Origin of the sequence: Verrucosispora sp. TAA-831, from assembly GCF_050780145.1 — a bacterium.
Classification (GTDB): Bacteria; Actinomycetota; Actinomycetes; order Mycobacteriales; family Micromonosporaceae; genus Micromonospora.
The window spans coordinates 3,220,316-3,239,195 of the sequence record NZ_CP192240.1 but is presented as its reverse complement, the minus strand read 5'-3'; the positions used below and the strand labels follow the sequence as shown (position 1 = coordinate 3,239,195).

The following is an 18,880-nucleotide window of genomic DNA, read 5'->3' as shown; positions in this document are numbered from 1 at the left end:
CCGGCTGTCAGATACCGACACCGGATCCGTCCTTCTGCCGCTTGACACCTCCCCCCTTCACCCGATCCGCTCCCTCCCCCACCGCCCCCACCCCCGTCGCCCCCGTCGCCCGTTACCTTTTTGATCGTCCCCAGTCGGGGACTCTCGGTCGCTCGGCCCGGTATGACTTCCTGCCCCTGTCGTTTGGATGATCCGGGGGGTGTTGTCGCCGGGTCGGGTGGCGTCGGTGGACCGCTGATAGGGACACGGCCGCCCGCTTTGTGGGTTGGTCTCTTCGTAACGTGGCTGCCGGCAGTCCGATGCCCAGACCAGCGGCCGGGGCCACGAGGCGATGCGTGGAGGCGGGTGTGGTGCACGACGGATACGGCGTCTACCTCGGCTTGGACGTCGGCAAAGAGGGTCACCACGCGGTGGGGCTGGCGCCGGACGGCAGGCGGCTGCATGACGCGGCGTTGCCGAACACGGAGGCGCGGCTGCGGCAGTTGTTCGACAAGCTCGCCCGTCACGGTGCGGTTCTGGTGGTGGTCGACCAGCCCGCGTCGATCGGTGCCTTGCCGGTCGCGGTGGCTCGGGCGTGTGGGCATCAGGTGGCCTACCTGCCCGGCCTGGCGATGCGGCGGATCGCTGACCTGCACCCCGGTTCGGCGAAGACCGATGCCCGCGACGCCTACGTCATCGCTGACGCGGCCCGCACTCTGCCGCACACGCTGCGGCGGGTCGACGTCGGCGACGAGACCCTGGCCGAACTGGAGGTCCTGGTCGGCTTCGATGATGACCTCGCCGGCGAAGCCACCCGCGTGTCCAACCGGATCCGGGGACTGCTCACCCAGATCCACCCCGCTCTGGAACGTGTCCTCGGCCCGAAAGTCCACCACAAGGCGGTGCTGGAGCTGCTGTCCCGGTGCGGCGGTCCGGTCGGGCTGCGCAAGGCCGGCCGCCGCAAGCTGCTGTCGATCGCCGCCGTCCACGCACCCCGCATGGGCGAACGCCTCGTCGAGCAGATCATGACCGCGCTGGACGAGCAGACCGTCACCGTTCCCGGCACCCAGGCGGCGGAGACGATCCTGCCCCGCCTCGCTGACAGCCTGCGAGACGTCCTGCGCCAACGCGACCAGGTCGCCACTCAGGTCGAGGGGATGCTTGATGCGCACCCTCTCGCCGAGGTCCTGACCTCGATGCCCGGCATCGGTGTCAGGACCGCCGCCCGGATCCTGCTCGAAGTCGGCGACGGCACCGCCTTCGCCACCCCCGGCCACCTCGCCGCCTACGCCGGACTCGCACCCGTCACCCGACGATCCGGCAGCAGCATCCGCGGCGAACACCCACCCCGCGGCGGCAACAAGAACCTCAAACGAGCCTTCTTCCTCGCCGCGTTCGCCGCCCTCGCCGACCCCACCAGCAGGGCTTACTACGACCGCAAGAGAGCCGAGGGCAAACGCCACAACGCTGCCCTCATCTGCCTGGCCCGCCGCCGCTGCGATGTCTTGTTCGCCATGCTCCGCGACAAGATCCCCTACCAACCCCGCCCAGCCACGCCGATCGCGGCTTGACCAAACCCATAGGGACACCCCCCCACCTCGTCGCCGGGTTGATCAAGAAGTTTGAGTCCCGTTTCCTCGTGGATCGGGACCCAAACTCCTTGATCAACCCGGCGAGGGGGTGGGGGGTGGGGGGTGGGGTGGGGTGGGGGTGGGGGGGTTAGGGCTTGGGGTAGAGGGCGGCTATGTCGTCGGCGAAGTGGGACTCGACGGCGCTTCTCTTGATCTTGAGGGTGGGGGTCAGTTCGCCGTCGTCCTCGGTCAGGTCTCGGGCCAGGATGCGGAAGGTCTTGACCTGTTCGGCGCGGGACACCGTGCGGTTGGCCCTGTCGACGGCGTGCTGGATCTCCCCGCGCAGGTGCGGATCGTCGCGCAGGGACGCCAACGAGGCACCGGAGTGCCCGTGGCTCTCCCGCCACCGCAGCCACGCCTGCGGGTCGACGGTGACCAGCGCGCCCACGTAAGGACGCCCGTCGCCGACCAGCATCGACTGGCTGACCAGGGGGTGCGCGCGGATGAGTTCCTCGATCGGCGCGGGCGCGACGTTCTTGCCCGCCGCAGTCACCATGATCTCCTTCGTGCGGCCGGTGATGCGCAGGAAACCGTCGTCGTCGAGCCGACCGAGGTCACCGGTGCGCAGCCACCCGTCGGGGGTCTTCGCCTCCCGGGTGGCCTCGGGATTGTTCCAGTACCCCGGGAACACCACCTCGCTGCGGACGTGGATCTCCCCGTCGTCGGCGATGCGGACGCGCACCCCGGGCAGCGGCCGACCGACCGTACCGATCCGGATCGCGGTCGGCAGGTTGGCGGCGAGGGCCGGGGAGGTCTCGGTCAGTCCGTACCCCTCCAGCACGGTGATACCCGCGCCCCGGAAGAAGTGTCCGAGCCGCTCCCCCAGCGGTGCCCCGCCGACGATCGCCATCCGGCACCGCCCGCCGAGGGTGGCCCGCAGCCGGCGGTACCCGACGAGGTCGAACACCAGGTGGGCCAGGCGCAGCGGCAGTCCGGGCCCGCCCGGGTGGTCCAGGGCTCGGCTGTACCGTACGGCCACCTTCTCGGCGAGGGTGAACAGCGCGCCCCGGTGGCCGTCCTGCGCCGCCTGCCGGGCCTGGTCGTACATCTTCTCGAACATGCGGGGCACGGTGAGGATGAACGTGGGCCGGAAGCGGCGGAGCTGGTCGAGCACCCCGGACATGTCCGCGCTGTGCACCATGGTGGCCCGGGTGTGCACCATGCCGATCTGGATCAGCCGGGCGAAGGCGTGCGCCAGCGGCAGGAACAGCAGCGTCGACGCGCCGGGGTGCAGCAGTTCGGGCAGCACGGCGGTGGCGTTGCCGACGTCGGTGGAGATGTTGCGGTGGGTCAGCACGCAGCCCTTCGGCGCGCCGGTGGTGCCGCTGGTGTAGACGATCGTGGCGATGTCCCGGCCGGTCACCGCGGCGCGCCGACGGTCCACCTCGTCGGCGTCGACGGCGCGCCCCCGGGCGGTCAACGTGATCAGGTCACCGGCGTCGATGCGCCAGGTCTGCCGCAGCTCGGGCAGGTCCGGCCGCAGGCCGGTCACCGTGGCGGCGTGGTCGGCGGTCTCCACCACGCAGCCGACCGCGCCGGAGTCGCCGAGGATCCACCGGATCTGGTCGCTGGATGAGGTGTCGTAGATCGGCACGGTGACCGCGCCGATGGACCAGAGCGCGTAGTCGACCACGGTCCACTCGTACCGGGTCCGGCTGAGCAGCCCCACCCGGTCGCCGTGCGCGATGCCGACCGCGAGGAGGCCCCGGGCCAGCGCCAGCACGTCGTCGCGGAACTGCCGGCAGGTCACCGGCAGCGGGCCACCGCGCCCGGAGCGCCGCACCGGCCAGGACCGTGGGTCGGGATCGGGGCGTACGAACTGGACGGCGTCCGGGTCCTCGGCCGCGTTGCGCCACACCCGGTCGGCCAGGCTGCCGTCCTCGCCGCCGACGATCGGATCAACCGCTGTCTCCCGCACGCGCGCCCACCTGCCGTCGAGTCCCCGTCCGGCTGATGGTGACCGGGCGGTCCGAGCCCGGTCCCGGGAACGCGAGAACCCGTCCCGTGCCGTCCGGCACGTGCTAGGCCGCACCCCGCCGCCCGGCGATCGATTCGAGGGAACGCGGACGGCGGTGGCCCGGCCGGGACAAGCCGGGACCACCGCCCCCCACGCGCCGTCCGGCGGGCTACGCCGGAGGCTCGGCCACCGCGGGTACGCCGGCGGCCAGGTCACGCACCGGCAGCCCGAGTCGCCGCACCGCCGCCTCGATCAGTTCCCCGGTGGTGAGTTGCAGGTCGAGCACCACGCCACGCTCGTCCCGCCAGAGCGGTTCCAGCGTCGCGGTCTGCGAGTCCAGCAGGCTCGCCGGCATATAGTGGTCGGCCCGCAGCGACATCCGTTGCCGGATCGTCTCGGTCGGCCCGTCCAGGTGCAGGAAGTCGACGCTCGGCGGGCCCTGCCGCAGCACGTCCCGGTAGGAGCGTTTCAACGCCGAGCAGGCCAGCACCGTCGACACGCCCTCCCGGTGCCGGTCGGCCATCCACCCGGCGAGAGCCCGCAGCCACGGCCAGCGGGCGTCGTCGTCCAGGGGTACGCCCGCCCGCATCCGCGCCACGTTGGCCTCGGAGTGGAACTCGTCGGCCTCGGCGAACACCAGCCCGGTGAGCGCGGCGACGCCCCGGGCCACGGTCGTCTTGCCCGCGCCCGACACCCCCATCACCACGATGTGCCGGGTCGACGGGTCACCAGTCATGGACCGTGCCGTCCGACAGCCGGTTGAACGGCAGGTAGGCCGGCTGGTACGGGTACCGCGCGGCGGCCTCCTCGTCCAGTTCCACGCCGATGCCCGGCTGCTCGCCCGGGTGCAGGTAGCCGTCGGCGAAGGTGAACGACTGGCGGAACACCTCGTTGGTGAGCGGGCCGTGCCGCATGTACTCCTGGATGCCGAAGTTGTGGATGGCCAGGTCGAGGTGCAGTGCGGCGGCCATGCCGACCGGCGAGATGTCGGTGGGGCCGTGGATGCCGGACTTGATCTGGTACTGCGCGGCGAAGTCGAGCAGCTTGCGCATCGCCGTGATGCCACCGGTGTGGGTGACGGCGGAGCGCACGTAGTCGATGAGCTGCTCCCGGATCAGGGTCTGGTAGTCCCACACGGTGTTGAAGATCTCGCCGATGGCCAGCGGGGTGGTGGTGTGGTGGCGCACCAGCCGCAACGCCTCCTGGTTCTCCGCCGGGGTGCAGTCCTCCAGCCAGAACAGGTCGTACGGCTCCAGCGCCTTGCCCAGCTTGGCGGCCTGGATCGGGGTCATCCGGTGGTGGCCGTCGTGCAGCAGCGGCAGCTCCGGACCGAACTCACTGCGGACCGCCTCGAAGACGCCGGGCAGGTGCCGCAGGTACGCCCGGGTGTCCCAGTCCTCCTCGGCCGGCAGCGGGGTGCGCTGGGCCGGCTCGTAGTCGTAGCGCTTGCCGCCGGTGCTGGGCTGCGCGGCGACTCCGTACACGGCGTTGATGCCGGGCACCGACGTCTGCACCCGGATCGACCGGTAGCCCTGGTCGAGGTGCGCGCGGATCGAGTCGAACAGCTCCGGCAGGTCCCGCCCGGAGGCGTGCCCGTACGCCATGATGCCGGTCCGGGACGCGCCACCGAGGAGCTGGTAGAGCGGCATCCCGGCGGCCTTGGCCTTGATGTCCCAGAGCGCCACGTCGACTGCGGCGATGGCGGCCATGGTCACCGGTCCCCGCCGCCAGTACGCCGAGCGGTAGAGGAACTGCCAGGCGTCCTCGATGCGGTGCGCGTCCCGGCCGATCAGCAGCGGGACGACGTGGTCGCGCAGGTACGAGGCGACCGAGAGTTCACGCCCGTTGAGTGTGCCGTCGCCCAGGCCGGTGATGCCATCCTCGGTTGTGATCTTCAAGGTGACGAAGTTGCGGTCCGGACTGGAGACGATGACGTCTGCAGCGACGATCTTCACGAGGGTGCCTTTCTCGCAGGTGATGCTCAGCGAAGGGTGGTGCCGGCAGCGCTGCCGGTGATCAGGGACAACTCGTCGCGGCGGGGTAGGCCCTCCCAGTCGCCGTGTCCGGCGACCGCGAACGCCCCGAGCGCCACCGCGCGCCGGAGCCGGTCGGTCAGGTCCAGCCCGTCCAGGTGCCCGGAGAGATAGCCGGCGGTGAACGCGTCACCGGCACCGACGGTGTCGACGGCGGTGACCGGCACCGCCGGCACGTGCTGCACACCATCCACGGTGTACGCACGGACGCCGTCGGCACCGAGCTTGACCAGCACCGTCGACACTCCCCGCCGCAGCAGGTCGGCGGCGGCACCGCGCTCGTCGGCCCCGGCCTCGGCGACCAGGTCCAGCTCGTCGGTGGAGGCCACCACGACCGAGGCGTACCCGGCCAGCGGGGTCAGGGTCGCCCGGGCCTGCTCCCGGGACCAGAGGCCGGCCCGGTAGTTGACGTCCAGGCTGACCGCGATGCCGGACTCGGCCGCGGTGCGGACCGCCCAGCTCACCGCGGCCCGCGCGCCCTCGGACAGGGCCGGGGTGATCCCGCTCAGGTGCAGCAGGCGGGCACCGGCGGCGAGCGGCGCGCGCAGGTCGTCGACGTCGAGCGCCGAGCCCGCCGAACCGGCCCGCAGGTAACGCACCCGGGACACGTCGGCGGTCCGCCGCTCCAGGAACATCACCCCGGGCGGGCGCTGCGGGTCCCGCCGGACGTCGGCGGTGTCGACGCCCTCGGCCCGCAACTGCCGCAGCACGAACTCGCCCAGCTCGTCGTCGCTGACCCGGCCCGCCCAGGCCGCCCGGTGACCGAGCCGCGCCACGCCGATGGCCACGTTGGACTCGGCACCGGCCAGGTGCATGGTCAACGGTCCACCGGCCGCCAACGGGCCGGACGACCGCAACGACACCAGCGCCTCACCGACCGTGAGCAGATCCCGCCGACGCTCGCTCATGCCGTCGCTCCGCTGCGCTGCGCGCCACCATGAGACACCAGAACACGATGATTCACTCGCTGACGCTCGCTCATGCCGTCACTCCGCTGCGCTGCGCGCCACCATGAGACACCAGAACACGATGATTCACTCGCTGACGCTCGCTCATGGCCGCAGTTCCCGCACCGCGTCGAGGTAGCGGCGGGCGCGGTCGCGCAGGGCGTCGAGGTCGCCGCCGGAGGCGGCGTCGCCCACCAGCGGGCCGCCGACGCCGACCGCGATCGCGCCGACCGCCAGGTAGGCGGGCATCTCGGCCAGTCCGACCCCGCCGACCGCGACGAACGGGATGTCCGGGAACGGGTCGCGGAGCGCCCTGAGGTACCCGGGTCCACCGACCGAGGCCGGGAAGAGCTTGACCACGCTCGCCCCCGAGCGCACCGCCGTGTACGCCTCGGTGGGGGTCAGTGCGCCGGCCGCGACCGGCAGGCCCCGCCGGGCCGCCTCGGCGATCGACTCGACCACGGCCGGCGTCACCACGAACTGCGCGCCGGCCGCCGCCACGTCCGCGACGTCGGCCCCGGTGAGCACCGTGCCGGCGCCGACGAACGTGTCGGCCGGGGCGTCGGCCCGGATGGCCGCGATGGCATCGAGCGCGTTCGGGGTGGTCAGGGCCACCTCCACCGCGCGTACGCCCTCGGCCAGCAGGGCGGTGCCGGCGGCGACGGCGGCGGCGGTGTCGGTGCCCCGGATGATGGCCAGCACCCGGGAGCGGGTGAGTTCGGCGGTCAGGTCGAAGGTCATCCTCACCACTCCGCGTACGAGCCGTCGGGGTGCCGGAACATCGGGCTGCGCCAGGCGTGGCCGCGCTTGTCGGCCGCCCGCACCGCCTGCTCGTCGATCTCGATGCCCAGCCCCGGTGCGGTCAGTCGCTGCACGTACCCGTCGACGAAGGTCAGCGGCTGCTGGTCGACGCAGTAGTCCAGCACCTCGGCCCCGAGGTTGTAGTGGATGCCGATGCTCTGCTCCTGGATCAGGTAGTTCGGCGTGGCGAAGCCGACCTGGAGGCAGGCGGCCAGCGCGATCGGCCCGAGCGGGCAGTGCGGGGCGAGCTGCACGTCGAACGTCTCGGCCAGCGCCGCGATCTTGCGTACCTCGGTGATGCCACCGGCGTGCGCGAGGTCCGGCTGGGCCACCGCGATACCGGCCTGGAGCACCGGCAGGAACTCCTGCCGGTTGTACAGCCGCTCCCCGGTGGAGACCGGCGTGCTGGTGGAGCGGACGAACTCGCCGATCAGGTGCGAGTTCTCCGGCACCACCGGCTCCTCCAGGAACAGCGGCCGGAACGGCTCCAGCAGCGGTGCGACCCGACGGGCGTTGGCCAGGGTGAACCGGCCGTGGAAGTCGACCGCCACGTCCCGCTCGTCCCCGAGCACCTCCCGGGCGGCGGCGACCCGCTGCACCACCGCGTCGAGTTCGGCGACGGAGGCGAGCGGGCTCATCCGCCCGGACGCGTTCATCTTGACCGCGGTCAGACCGGACTCGACCCGTGCGGCGATGTGGTCCCGGACCTCGTTCGGCTCGTCACCGCCGACCCAGCCGTAGACCCGGATCCGGTCCCGGACGGGCCCACCGAGCAACTGGTGCACGGGCGCACCGTACCGCTTGCCGGCGATGTCCCAGAGCGCCTGGTCGAGTCCGGCCACGGCGCTGGCCAGGATCGCCCCGCCGCGATAGAAGGAGCCCTTGGTCATCACCTGCCAGTGGTCCTCGATGCGCAGCGCGTCCTGCCCGACGAGCAGCTCGGAGAGCTGCTCGACGGCGGTGCGGACGGTCTCCGAGCGGCCCTCGCAGGTGGCCTCGCCCCAGCCGACGATGCCGTCGGTGGTCTCCACCCGCACGAACAGCCAGCGGGGGGCGACGAGGAACGTCTCGACACGGGCAATGGTGGTCATGATCGCGTCAGCCCTTCGTCGCACCGGCGGTGAGACCGGAGACCACGTACTTCTGCACGAACAGGGCGATCAGCATGATCGGCAGGGTGACCACCGTGGTCGCCGCCATCAGGCCGCCCCAGTCGATGCTGGCGTACCCGACGAAGTCGAAGATCGCCACCGGCAGGGTCTTCGTGCTCGCACCGGAGAGCACCAGCGCGAACATGAAGTTGTTCCAGGAGAAGATGAAGGACAGGATGCCGGCGGTGGCGATGCCCGGGACGGACAGCGGCAGGGTGATCCGCCGGAACGCGCCGATCGGGGTCAGCCCGTCGACCAGCGCCGCCTCCTCCAACTCCTCCGGCAGGCCGTCGAAGTAGCCCATCATGATGTAGACGATGAGCGGCAGCGAGACGAACATGTGGCTCAGGATCAGCACGCTGAACCCGCCGACCATGCGCAGGTTCGAGAAGACGTAGTACCACGGCACCAGCAGCGAGACGCCGGGGATGATCCGGGCCATCAGCACGACCAGTGCCGACTTCTTCATGTTGAAGCGGCTCATCGAGTACGCCGCCGGCACGCCCAGCAGCAACGACAGCGTCGTCGCCGCGAACGCCACCCAGAGGCTGTTGACGATGAACTGGACGTAGTTGGCCTGTTGCAGGACCGTGTTGTAGTTGTCCAGCGTGGGCGTGAAGACCAGCGCCTTGCTGGAGTCGTAGATGTCGACGTTGGTCTTGAACGACGCGGCGACCATCCAGATCAGCGGCGCCACCAGCGACAGCACCACGACGGCCAGCGCGACCACCCGGAAGATCTTGAAACCCTTACCCGGTTTCATCGGCCCTCCTCCTTCTTCTTGCGCGCGGTGAGGACCCACATCAGGGCGATGATGAGCAGGAAGAACAGGATCAACACGGTCGACGAGAGGCCGTACTCGTTGTAGTCGAAGCTCAGCCCGTACGCGTACACGTTGAGCGTCTCGACCTCGTTGAACGAACCGCCGCCGCGCCCCTTGGTGGCGTACAGGATGTCGAAGGTCTTCAGCGCGTCGATACCGCGCAGCAGCACCGCGACGATCACGGTGGGCATCAGCAGCGGCAGGGTGACGTGCCGGAAGCGCTGCCAGGCGCTGGCGCCGTCGATCATCGCGGCTTCCTGCGGCTCGTCGGAGAGCGAGGTGAGTCCGGCGAGCAGGATCAGCACGACCATCGGCGTCCACTGCCAGATGTCGATGAAGATCGTGGTGGGCAACGCGGTGTGCTGACCGGCGAGCCAGGGCTGCGGGCCGATGCCGACCCAGCCGAGCGCCTGGTTGGCCAGACCGATGTTCGGGTCGAAGATGAGCCGCCACATCATGCCGACCGCGACCGGGGTGGCCACCAGCGGCAGCAGGATGGCGACGCGGACCCACTTCTCGCCCCGGAACGGCCGCCACAGCAACAGCGCGATCGCCATGCCGAGCACGACCTCGACGAGCAACGCGACGCCGGTGAAGGCACCGGTACGCGCGACGGCGGGCCAGAACCGGTCGGTGTCGGTGAGGACGTCGACGTAGTTCCGGAAACCGATGAACTCCGACTCGGCGCGGACCGACCCCGAGGAGTCGGTGAGGCTGAGGTACGCCGTCCAGGCGAGCGGAAAGATGATCAGCGCGGCGACAAAGGCCATGGCCGGGGCCGCGAAGAGCCACTTGCGATGGTCGTTGGCCCAACGCGCCCAACCGGGCGTGTCGGGCATGACAGAGGCGCTACTGGTCGCCCGCTCGGGGGCGCTGACTGCTGACATCAGATCTCCGTGATGGGAAGGCCGGGCGGGGGTGGCGGGGCGATCGGCCCCACCACCCCCGCGCTCGGACCTAGCGGGCCTCGTCGTCCAGGAACTTCTGGAACGCCTCGTGGGCGGTGTCCGCCGAGGCGGCGGCGTCCCGACCGGTGATGGCGTCCACGATCGGCTGACCGACGATCTCCCGGGCCTGCGCCACGCGCTCGACCACGGGCCGGTCGTGACCCACGCCGTTGGCGAGGCTCACGGTGATCGCCTGCGCCATGTCCTCCGGGTAGGTCGAGGTGCCCTCCGGGTTCTCGAAGACGGAGGCGCGGGCGCCGGGGGTACCGGCCTTCTGCTGCTCCAGCGACTGCTCCTTGCCGGCCGCCCACTCGATGAACTTCCAGGCGTTGGTCTGGTTGCCCGAGGCCTCGTTGATCGCGAGGCCCCACGAGGGGATGTTGTACGGCTTGGAGCCGGCGGGACCGGCCGGGAACGGCGCGAACCCGACGTTCTCGGAGACCCGCGACTTGCTCGGGTCGGTGGCGTTCGCGTAGAGCGAGTTGGCCTCGGGGTAGAAGGCGGCCTGGCCCTGGGTGAAGATGGCCATCGCCTCGGACCAGCTCATGTCGGTGCTGATGTTGGCCGGACCCTGCTCGCGCAGCAGCCCGCCGTAGAAGGCGTACGCCTGCTTGGCGGCCGCGCTGTTGACGGCGGAGTTGCCCGCCTCGTCGACGAAGTCGCCGCCGAAGCTGTAGAGGAAGCTGGAGAACTGGGTGACGGCGGCGGCCTTACCGGTCCGGGCCACGAAGCCGGCCACGCCCGGGTTGTCCGCCTGGATCTTGGTCGCCTGCGCCTTCAGTTCGTCGAGCGTCTGCGGCGGGGCGCTGAAGCCGGACTTCTCCAGCAGGTCCTTGCGGTAGTAGAGCACCTGCTGCTCGGTGATGATCGGGATGCCCACCACCTTCTCCTCGTAGGTGGTGGCGCTCACCGGGGCGTCCTGGAAGTCGGCGAAGTCGAAGTCCGCGCTGTCCTTGGCCTTGTCGGTCAGGTCGGCCAGGTACCCGTTCTTGGCGAACAGCCGGCCTTCCTGCAACGGCCGGTACATCATCACGTCGATGTCGTTCGAGCCGGCGTTGAGCTTCACGTTGTACTGGTCCGACAGCTGGTCCTCGCCGAGCTGGGTGACCTCGACCTTGAGGCCGGTCTGCTGCTCGAACTCGGGCAGCGCCTTCCGGATGTTCTCGGTCCAGACGTGGTTGACCAACGTCACGCGCACGGTGTCCGACGCGCCGCTGTCCTCACCGCCACCGCCACAGGCGGAGAGGGTCATGGCGGCCACGACCGCCAGAGATGTCCCAACTATTGATCGACGTCCCACGTCCGTCTCTCCTTCTGTCCTGGCCGACGCCTCGGGGGGACGGGCGCGACCTCGGGCTGTTACATCCGCTTAACGTCCGGATGTTAGGCCGAAAAAGCAGACTTATACAAGGGGGAGACCCAACTGATATGATCCGAGCCGTGAAGGTTCCCTCACCCGGGGTGACACCCGCCCAAACCACCCGGACCGAGAACGGTCTGCACGGCCGTGTCCTCGACCACCTCGGTACGGCCATCTGCGGCGGTGAGCTGACCTCCGGAGCGGTGCTCAACATCGACGACCTGGTGGACCGCTACGCCGTGTCCCGCTCGGTGATCCGGGAGGTCCTCCGGGTGCTGGCGTCGATGGGCTTCATCGAGACCCGCCGCCGGGTCGGTGTCATGATCCGTCCGGCCCACCACTGGAACGTCTTCGATCCCCAGGTGATCCGCTGGCGACTCGCCTCCGTCGGCCGCATCGCGCAGATCCGGTCGATCACCGAGCTGCGGACCGCGGTGGAGCCGCACGCCGCCTGGCTCGCCGCCCACCGGGTCGACCACGACGAGGCCAGCGACCTGGTCGGCCTCGCCGCCAAGCTGTGGGCCGCCGGCAAGGCCGGGGACGAGAAGCGCTTCCTCGACCTCGACATCGAGTTCCACCAGCGGGTGCTCCGCGCCTCCGGCAACGAGATGTTCGTCAAGCTCCAGGATCTGGTCGCCGAGGTCCTGATCGGACGCCACCACTACCACCTGATGCCGCACTACCCCCACGAGCAGGCACTGCAACTGCACGCGGACGTCGCCCAGTCGATCCAGCGCCACGACGGCGAGACCGCGCGCGAGGCGATGGTGCAGATCATGGAGCACGCGTTCGAGGAGATGTCCTCGATCTGGGAGCAGGGGCATCCCGCCGAGCCCGCCCCCGAGCCGGCCTGATCCCGCCACGATCGGCGGAGCGGGCGTCCGTACGATGCGGGCATGGCGTTGCTGCACCGGGCGGAACTGCGCCCCACCAAACTGGAACTGTTGGCGACGTGGCTGCCCGGCCGCGTCTGGTATCGCGGGGACGCCGACGCCGAGGTGGTACGCGTGGGCGCGTACCGGTTCGACGACCCGGCGGGCGAGGTCGGGATCGAGACGCTGCTGGTACGCGCCGGAACCGGCCCGGTGCACCAGGTGCCGCTCACCTACCGTGGCGAGCCGCTGGCCGGTGCGGAGGAGTGGCTGGTCGGCACGATGGAGCACTCGGCGTTGGGCCGACGGTGGGTCTACGACGCCTGCGGCGACCCGGTGTACGTGGCGGCGCTGGCCGACGCGGTGCTCGCCGACACCGGTCAGGCCGAGGAGTACTTCGAGGAGGACGGCGAGCGGCAGGTCCGACCGCCGAACATGGAGATCGCCAGCGACGCACCGGCATCCGAGGCGCCCCCGGTCGGCGCGGTGCGGTCGGTCGCGGACGGCGACCTGGCCGTCATCGCCACGGACGGCGTCGAACTGGCCGTGGTCCGCCGCCCGGGTTCGGGCGCGACGGCCTCCGGGGTCGCGTTGATCGGCACCTGGGACGACGTCAGCGCGCCACTGGCGTACGCCGTGCCGCGCTGACCACCGCCCGCACCACTTCCCACCCGGGGCGGGCTGCTGCATACCGGGTATGCTTCCTCGCCATGCGACCCGCCCCCGACCACCGACGCGTGGCACTCGTCGCCGTGCTCGGCGGCTTCCTGCTCGGCTTCCTCGACTTCGTGTGGATCAAGTACGTGCCGTACCCCTTCGCCAACCTGGGCAACTCCAGCGCGGTATGGGCGGTGGCCGCGTTCGCCGTCGGGCTCTGGGTCCGCCGTGGTCCGGTCCGCGCGGCCGTCGGTGCCGCCGTCGGGCTCGTCGTCGCGGTGCCCAGCTACTACGTCGCGGCGGCGCTCGTGCAGGGCGACGACTGGGCGGTGCTGTGGGCGACCACCTCGCTGATCTGGATGACGTTCGGAGTCCTGGCCGGAGTGATCTTCGGTGTCGGCGGGGTCTGGGCACGCGGGTCGGGATGGCGGCAGGTGACCGGGACGGCGCCGCCCGCCGCCGTGCTGTTCGCCGAGGCGCTACTCCAGGCGCGACGGATCGACCATCCGAGCTACGGGATCGAACCGCTCTGGAACGCCCTGATCAACGCGGTGCTCGGCGTGCTGGTCGTGGTCCTGGTCGGCCGCACCGCCCGGCAGCGGCTGGTCGCGCTGGCCACGGCCGTGCCGCTGGCGCTGGCCGGGTTCGTGGCGTTCCGGCTGGCGGGCTTCGGCTGACCGCCCGCTCACCCGGTCAGTCGGTGAACGCGGCAAGGTCCAGCACGTCCAGGCGGTCCGGATCGGCGATCACGTCGATCTCGGCGATCCGCCCGCCCGCGACGGTGAAGGCCATCACCGACAACGGTCGACCGGCGGCGGTCACCACCACCCCGGCCGTGCCGTTGACCAGCGCCGGTCGGGCGAACGGCGAGAACCGGCCGAACGAGGTGGCCTCGGCGGCGACGGTGGCGGCACCTCTGATCACGGTGGTGAACCGGGCGCGACCGGCACCGCCGTCCGACCGCAGCACCACCTCCGGGTGCAGCACGCCGACCAACGCGTCGAAGTCACCGTCCCGGGCCGCGCTCAGGAACGCGTCGACCACCGCACGCTGACGGGCGAGATCGGCGTCCGGCACCGGCGACTGCCCGCGTACCCGGCGGCGCGCCCGGCTGGCCAGTTGACGCGTGGCCGTCGGTGTCCGGTCGATCATCGGCGCGATCTCGTCGAACGGCACCGCGAACATGTCGTGCAGGACGAACGCCAGCCGCTCCGCCGGGCCGAGCGTGTCGAGCACCACCAGCAGCGCCAGCCCGACCGAATCGGCCAGCACCGCGGCGTGCTCCGGATCGTCGGTGCCCTCCGGGCTGACCAACGGATCGGGAACCCGGGCGTCGAGCGGCTCCTCACCACGACGCCGACGGGTCCGCAGGGCGTTCAGACAGACCCGCGCGACCACCGTGGTCAGCCACGCGGGCAGGTTGTCCAGCGCGGCGGCGTCCATGCGGGCCAGCCGCAGCCACGCCTCCTGCACGGCGTCGTCGGCCTCTCCCAGGGAGCCGAGCATCCGGTACGCCACCGCCCGCAGGTGCGACCGCTGCTCCTCGAACCGCGCGGCCAGCCAGTCGGACTCGATCATCGTTCGCCCTCCTCCGGGTCCCACCCCACCCGACCCCGCCGGGCCCACCGATGTGACGTCGACCGGTCACCACCGGCGTCCGGACGGGGTCGACCCGGTGAAGCCACGAACGGTAGCCGACCGCACGACGGGCGGCGCGACGCAGGGAGAGACGAATGAACCCACCGATCCTGGTCACCGGCGGTACCGGCACCCTGGGCCGCCTGGTCACCCCGCTGCTGCGCGACGCCGGCCGGCCGGTACGCGTGCTGAGCCGGCGAGGTGGCCGCGCCGCCCACGGAATCGAACAGGTCCGGGCCGACCTGAGCACCGGCGAGGGCGTGCAGCGGGCGGTACGCGGCGTCGACACGGTGCTGCACCTGGCCGGCGGCGCGAAGGGCGACGACGTCCTGGCCCGGAACCTGGTCGACGCCGCCCGGCAGGCGGACGTGCGGCATCTGGTCCTCGTCTCCGTCGTCGGCGCGGACCGCCTCCCGCTCGCCTGGATGCGGACCAAGCTGCACGCCGAGGAGGCGATCGGCGGCTGCGGCCTGCCCTGGACCGTGCTGCGGGCCGCGCAGCTCCACGACCTGGTGCTGAGCATGGCGCAGAAGCTGACCGCCCTGCCGGTGGTGCCGCTGCCCGGTCTGCGGTTGCAGCCGGTGGACGGCCGCGAGGTCGCCGCCCGGCTCGCCGAACTGACCCTGGGCACCCCGGCGGGCCTGATGCCCGACATCGTCGGCCCCCAGGTGCACACCACCGGGGAACTGATCCGTGGCTACCTGCGGGCCAGCAGGAAACGGCGGTTCACCCTGCCGGTCCGCCTGCCCGGCGAGGCGGGACGCGCCTACCGCGACGGGGCGAACCTGACGCTGCACGGCGCGAGCGTCGGCACCCGGACCTGGGAGGCGTTCCTCGCCGAACGGGTCACCGCCCGCTAGCGCGTGGGGCAGCACGCAGCGCCACCGGTTGGTAACGTGGCGGCGATCTGCGGTGGTGTCCCTTGGGGAGGGTCGCGTGTGGGCGGACGAGGCGGCGCTGGACGCGGCGCAGCGCCGCCTCGACGAGTGGGAGTCCGCCGTCGCCGACCGGGCGCGGCGGGCCCAGTCGCTGGCGGGCCGGGTCGCGGCGCTCACCGGCACCGCGCACAGCCCGGACCGCACCGTCACCGCCATCGTCGACTCGGCCGGGCTGCTGGTCGACCTGCGACTGGACGAACGCGTACGGCAGAACTCCGCCGCCCACACCGCGCGCCTGATCATGACCACCACCCGCGCCGCCCACGCGGACCTGCTGCGCCGCGTGACCGCGACGGCCCACGAGACCGTCGGTGCCGACGACCCCACGGGACGGGCCGTCGTCGACTCCTACCGGCGGCGGCTGGGCGACGGGCGAGGGCACCCGGATGCCGACCGATGACCCGCTCCGGGTCGACCCCGACGACCTGACCACCCACGCGGCGCGCCTCCACCGGCACGCCGACACCCTCGACACCGCCCGCCGGGCCGGGCAGCAGGTCCGGCTCGGCACCGACGCGTACGGGCGACTCTGTGCGATCATGCCGACGCTGCTCGACGGCCTGCACCGCGTCCTGGTCGACGGGATCGGGACCGCCACCACCTCGGTCCGCGACACCGCCACCCGCCTGCGCACCGGCGCCGACCGCTACCGGGCGGCCGACGCACGGGCCCGGCACCGACTCGACAGCCTGCGGGAACGGCGTGACCGGTAACCCCCTCGTCGCCGCCCCGGCGCAGGGCGCGCCCAGCGCCTGGGCCGGTGTCTGGATCTGCGAGGACATCGAGCTCATCGCCAAGGGGGTACGCGAGGGAAGCTGGATCGACGGCAGCCTCGGCGTGGTCAGCGCCGGCCTGGACGCCCTCGCCTTCGTCTCCGACCCGGTCGGCGCCCTCCTCCAGTACGGCGTCGCCTGGCTCATCGAGCACGTCAAACCGCTCAGTGAGGCCCTGGACTGGCTCGCGGGCGACCCCGCACAGATCACCGCGCACGCCCAGACCTGGCGTAACGCCGCCGCGTCACTGCACGCCGAGGCCACCGGGCTCACCGACGCCGTCCGCACCCAGGTCAGCGCCTGGGACGGCAGCGCCGGGCGCGCCTACCGGACCTGGGCCGCCCAACAGCACCAAGCCGTCATCGGTCTGGCCCGGGGCGCCGAGACGATGGCCGCCATCACCGAGGGCACCGCCGGACTGGTCGCCGCCGTCCGACTGCTGGTCCGCGACGCCATCGCCACCTGCGTCTCCCGCCTCACCGTGTACGCCGCCGAACTCGTCGCCACCGCCGGACTGGCCACCCCACTGGTGGTCGAACAGGTCACCACACTGGTCGCGTCCTGGGCAGCCCGAATCGCCAAACTGCTGCGCGGCCTACTGAACAGCCTCCGGGCGATCATCCCCCACGTCCGCCGCCTCGCCAACCTCATCGACCACCTCAAGCGCGCCCTGGACCGCCTTCGCCGAGAGCCTCCAGCACCTCACGTGCCAGACGATCCCAAGCCGACCAACACGTCCCGAGATCTCCACCAGCCCGATTTCAGGAGTCCGGACATCGACCCGAAGAAGATCACTGCCTACGCCATGAATCCGGACCACCCCGTGGGCAAGAACAAGTACCGGGTCATCAACTCCGCCACCGGGTTGGGCCCTGACGACGCAGAGTCGATCCTTCAGCAGGTCAGAGACGGTGTCCGTGCCAGCAGCCCGCTGCGGGGAAAATCAGATCAGTTCGGCGAGCGGTGGAGCGTCGACCTACCACTGTCCGGTCCGGAAGGAACGATCATCGTCCGGACCGCGTGGATACTTGAGAGCGGTACCTCCACGCCTCGCATGGTGACCATCTCGTTCCCGCCGAAAGAAGGCTGACCGTTGAACCTGTACGACGTGGTCGAGTTGCGAGAGGCCATCCCGGACGAGAATCTGGCGCCGGGGGCGGTCGGCACGATCGTGCACGTCTTCGCTCACGCCCCGGTCGCGTACGAGGTGGAGTTCGCTGACTCGGACGGAAGGACGACAAGCATGGTCACCTTGACCGACGATCAGATCCGCCCGATCCACGCCCCCTCCTGACCGCTGGGAGCGGAGTGCCTCAGGTCAGGATGATGGGGTTGGTGAGGGCGGCCATCTGGCGGGTGGGGTGGCGGACCTCGACGCGGACGTAGCCGGCCTCGCCCGCCGTGGTGTGCCACCGGGTCGTACCCGTTCCGGCGGAGGACAGCGCCGCGCGGTGCACCGTGCCGCGTTCGGTGTGCAGGGTGACGACACCGGAGGGTACGCCGGAGACCTCGACGCGTACCGTGACCTGCTCGCCGCCGGTGGGTAGGTGTTGGCCGACGGCGGCGACGCGGGCGGCGGTCGACGCCTCGACCGCAAGGTGGACGCCGGTCGACTCGGCGAGCCAGCTCCGGCCCTGGCGAAGGCCGGCGAGGATCGCCTCGGTGCTCAGATCCGCCGCGAACACCACGGTGTGCGGTGTGCCGAGCTGGCCGGCGAGGTGCGTGTCGCTGTTGCCGACCGCCGGACGCCAGCGTCCCCGGTGGACCTCGTGGGCGAGGGTGCGCCCCCACTCGGCCAGGGCAGCCTCGTTGTCGGCGTTCCACGGCAGGTCCGAGGACCAGCGACCGTTCCACACCTCCACCGCGTCGAACCAGCGGTACGGGTAGGCCGACGTCCCCGAGGGGTACGGCGCGTACGGGTGGGCCAGCACGCACAGTCCACCCGCGTCACGTACCCGGTGCAGGTGGCGCTCGACGGTGTCGTCGCGGATGCCGTAGCCCGAGTCGACCTGCTGCTCCGGCGGGAGCCCGAGGGCCAGCCAGTGGCCGGTGCGGGTGGTGACCTCCTGACCGAGGATCACCAGCAGGTCGTCGCCGGAGTGGGGCGGGGCCCACTCCGGGTGACCACGGACGGTGTCGTGTTCGGTGGTCGCGACGAAGTCCAGCCCGAGCGCGCGGGCCGCCGTCGCGAGCTGCGGCACGGTCAGCTCCGCCCCGTGCGAGAGCACCGAGTGCAGGTGACAGTCGCCCCGGTACCAGGCCGGACCCCGGCCCGTCGCCCGTAGGCCCGGAAAGCGGGGTGCGGCGTCCGGTCGGTCGACCATGCTCGGCAGCGTACGCGGATGGCGTCCGAACCAGGGGGCACTCCCCCGG

General features: G+C 71.4%; 20 protein-coding genes. 9 read left to right on the top strand and 11 right to left on the bottom strand.

Translation table 11 applies throughout. The features are described from left to right. The first annotated feature begins 299 nt into the window (after nt 1–299). A complete protein-coding gene (locus ACQVFL_RS14630) occupies nt 300–1,550 on the top strand; it encodes an IS110 family transposase (RefSeq protein ID WP_431729018.1) in 1,251 nt (416 codons plus the stop codon). A gap of 148 nt (nt 1,551–1,698) precedes the next feature. On the opposite strand, the gene ACQVFL_RS14625 is transcribed toward ACQVFL_RS14630, so the two are convergent. The 9 genes from ACQVFL_RS14625 to ACQVFL_RS14585 form a co-directional block, all read right to left on the bottom strand. Further along, on the bottom strand, nt 1,699–3,528 hold the full coding sequence (locus tag ACQVFL_RS14625) for an AMP-dependent synthetase/ligase (protein ID WP_431729618.1): 1,830 nt from the start codon (nt 3,526–3,528) through the stop codon (nt 1,699–1,701). Between the two features lie 208 nt (nt 3,529–3,736). Further along, a complete protein-coding gene (locus ACQVFL_RS14620) occupies nt 3,737–4,303 on the bottom strand; it encodes a gluconokinase (RefSeq protein ID WP_396697768.1) in 567 nt (188 codons plus the stop codon). Further along, complete coding sequence (manD, locus tag ACQVFL_RS14615; protein ID WP_431729617.1) at nt 4,293–5,522, bottom strand: D-mannonate dehydratase ManD; 1,230 nt, start codon at nt 5,520–5,522, stop codon at nt 4,293–4,295. The genes ACQVFL_RS14620 and manD overlap by 11 nt, the downstream gene beginning before the upstream one ends. A 26-nt stretch (nt 5,523–5,548) precedes the next feature. Further along, the gene (locus ACQVFL_RS14610) at nt 5,549–6,508 is read right to left on the bottom strand and encodes a sugar kinase (protein WP_431729616.1); all 960 of its coding nucleotides are present in this window, start codon (nt 6,506–6,508) and stop codon (nt 5,549–5,551) included. Nucleotides 6,509–6,652: 144 nt separating this feature from the next. Beyond that, complete coding sequence (locus ACQVFL_RS14605) at nt 6,653–7,288, bottom strand: bifunctional 4-hydroxy-2-oxoglutarate aldolase/2-dehydro-3-deoxy-phosphogluconate aldolase (protein ID WP_431729615.1); 636 nt, start codon at nt 7,286–7,288, stop codon at nt 6,653–6,655. Between the two features lie 2 nt (nt 7,289–7,290). After that, on the bottom strand, nt 7,291–8,439 hold the full coding sequence (gene dgoD / locus ACQVFL_RS14600; RefSeq protein WP_350694479.1) for a galactonate dehydratase: 1,149 nt from the start codon (nt 8,437–8,439) through the stop codon (nt 7,291–7,293). Between the two features lie 7 nt (nt 8,440–8,446). After that, nucleotides 8,447–9,262 carry a carbohydrate ABC transporter permease gene (locus ACQVFL_RS14595; protein ID WP_396697760.1) on the bottom strand — a complete coding sequence of 272 codons (816 nt, stop codon included), beginning with the start codon at nt 9,260–9,262 and terminating at the stop codon, nt 8,447–8,449. Then, nucleotides 9,259–10,209 (bottom strand): carbohydrate ABC transporter permease, encoded by a 951-nt coding sequence (locus tag ACQVFL_RS14590; protein WP_350694482.1) that lies wholly within the window; start codon nt 10,207–10,209, stop codon nt 9,259–9,261. Before ACQVFL_RS14590 ends, ACQVFL_RS14595 begins: the two co-directional genes overlap by 4 nt. A gap of 70 nt (nt 10,210–10,279) precedes the next feature. After that, nucleotides 10,280–11,521, bottom strand: coding sequence for an ABC transporter substrate-binding protein (locus ACQVFL_RS14585; RefSeq protein WP_396697756.1), 1,242 nt, complete (start codon nt 11,519–11,521; stop codon nt 10,280–10,282). A 188-nt stretch (nt 11,522–11,709) separates the two neighbouring features. On the opposite strand from ACQVFL_RS14585, the gene ACQVFL_RS14580 reads away from it, so the two are divergent. The 3 genes from ACQVFL_RS14580 (at nt 11,710) to ACQVFL_RS14570 (ending at nt 13,835) form a co-directional block, all read left to right on the top strand. Next, nucleotides 11,710–12,483, top strand: coding sequence for a FadR/GntR family transcriptional regulator (locus ACQVFL_RS14580; RefSeq protein ID WP_396697754.1), 774 nt, complete (start codon nt 11,710–11,712; stop codon nt 12,481–12,483). Nucleotides 12,484–12,525: 42 nt separating this feature from the next. Then, on the top strand, nt 12,526–13,149 hold the full coding sequence (locus ACQVFL_RS14575; protein ID WP_396697752.1) for a CG0192-related protein: 624 nt from the start codon (nt 12,526–12,528) through the stop codon (nt 13,147–13,149). A 62-nt stretch (nt 13,150–13,211) separates the two neighbouring features. Continuing rightward, nucleotides 13,212–13,835: a DUF6518 family protein gene (locus tag ACQVFL_RS14570; RefSeq protein ID WP_431729614.1), complete on the top strand. Its 624-nt coding sequence runs from the start codon at nt 13,212–13,214 to the stop codon at nt 13,833–13,835. Between the two features lie 16 nt (nt 13,836–13,851). Here the strand turns inward: ACQVFL_RS14570 and ACQVFL_RS14565 are convergent, their stop codons facing one another. After that, entirely contained in the window at nt 13,852–14,736 is an 885-nt protein-coding gene (locus ACQVFL_RS14565; protein WP_431729613.1) for a sigma-70 family RNA polymerase sigma factor, read from the bottom strand. Between the two features lie 155 nt (nt 14,737–14,891). Between ACQVFL_RS14565 and ACQVFL_RS14560 the strand changes: the two genes are divergently transcribed. From ACQVFL_RS14560 to ACQVFL_RS14540, 5 genes are all read left to right on the top strand, one after another. Further along, nucleotides 14,892–15,656, top strand: coding sequence for an SDR family oxidoreductase (locus ACQVFL_RS14560; RefSeq protein ID WP_431729612.1), 765 nt, complete (start codon nt 14,892–14,894; stop codon nt 15,654–15,656). Nucleotides 15,657–15,732: 76 nt separating this feature from the next. Continuing rightward, entirely contained in the window at nt 15,733–16,134 is a 402-nt protein-coding gene (locus tag ACQVFL_RS14555; RefSeq protein WP_396697744.1) for a YbaB/EbfC family DNA-binding protein, read from the top strand. Then, on the top strand, nt 16,121–16,447 hold the full coding sequence (locus ACQVFL_RS14550) for a type VII secretion target (protein WP_431729611.1): 327 nt from the start codon (nt 16,121–16,123) through the stop codon (nt 16,445–16,447). Before ACQVFL_RS14555 ends, ACQVFL_RS14550 begins: the two co-directional genes overlap by 14 nt. Next, on the top strand, nt 16,437–17,597 hold the full coding sequence (locus ACQVFL_RS14545) for a WXG100 family type VII secretion target (RefSeq protein ID WP_431729610.1): 1,161 nt from the start codon (nt 16,437–16,439) through the stop codon (nt 17,595–17,597). The genes ACQVFL_RS14550 and ACQVFL_RS14545 overlap by 11 nt, the downstream gene beginning before the upstream one ends. 3 nt (nt 17,598–17,600) lie before the next feature. Beyond that, nucleotides 17,601–17,801 carry a DUF4926 domain-containing protein gene (locus ACQVFL_RS14540; protein WP_396697738.1) on the top strand — a complete coding sequence of 67 codons (201 nt, stop codon included), beginning with the start codon at nt 17,601–17,603 and terminating at the stop codon, nt 17,799–17,801. Nucleotides 17,802–17,820: 19 nt separating this feature from the next. Here ACQVFL_RS14540 and ACQVFL_RS14535 read toward each other — a convergent pair whose 3' ends face one another. Next, a complete protein-coding gene (locus tag ACQVFL_RS14535; RefSeq protein ID WP_431729609.1) occupies nt 17,821–18,831 on the bottom strand; it encodes a CehA/McbA family metallohydrolase in 1,011 nt (336 codons plus the stop codon). Nucleotides 18,832–18,880 lie beyond the last annotated feature (49 nt).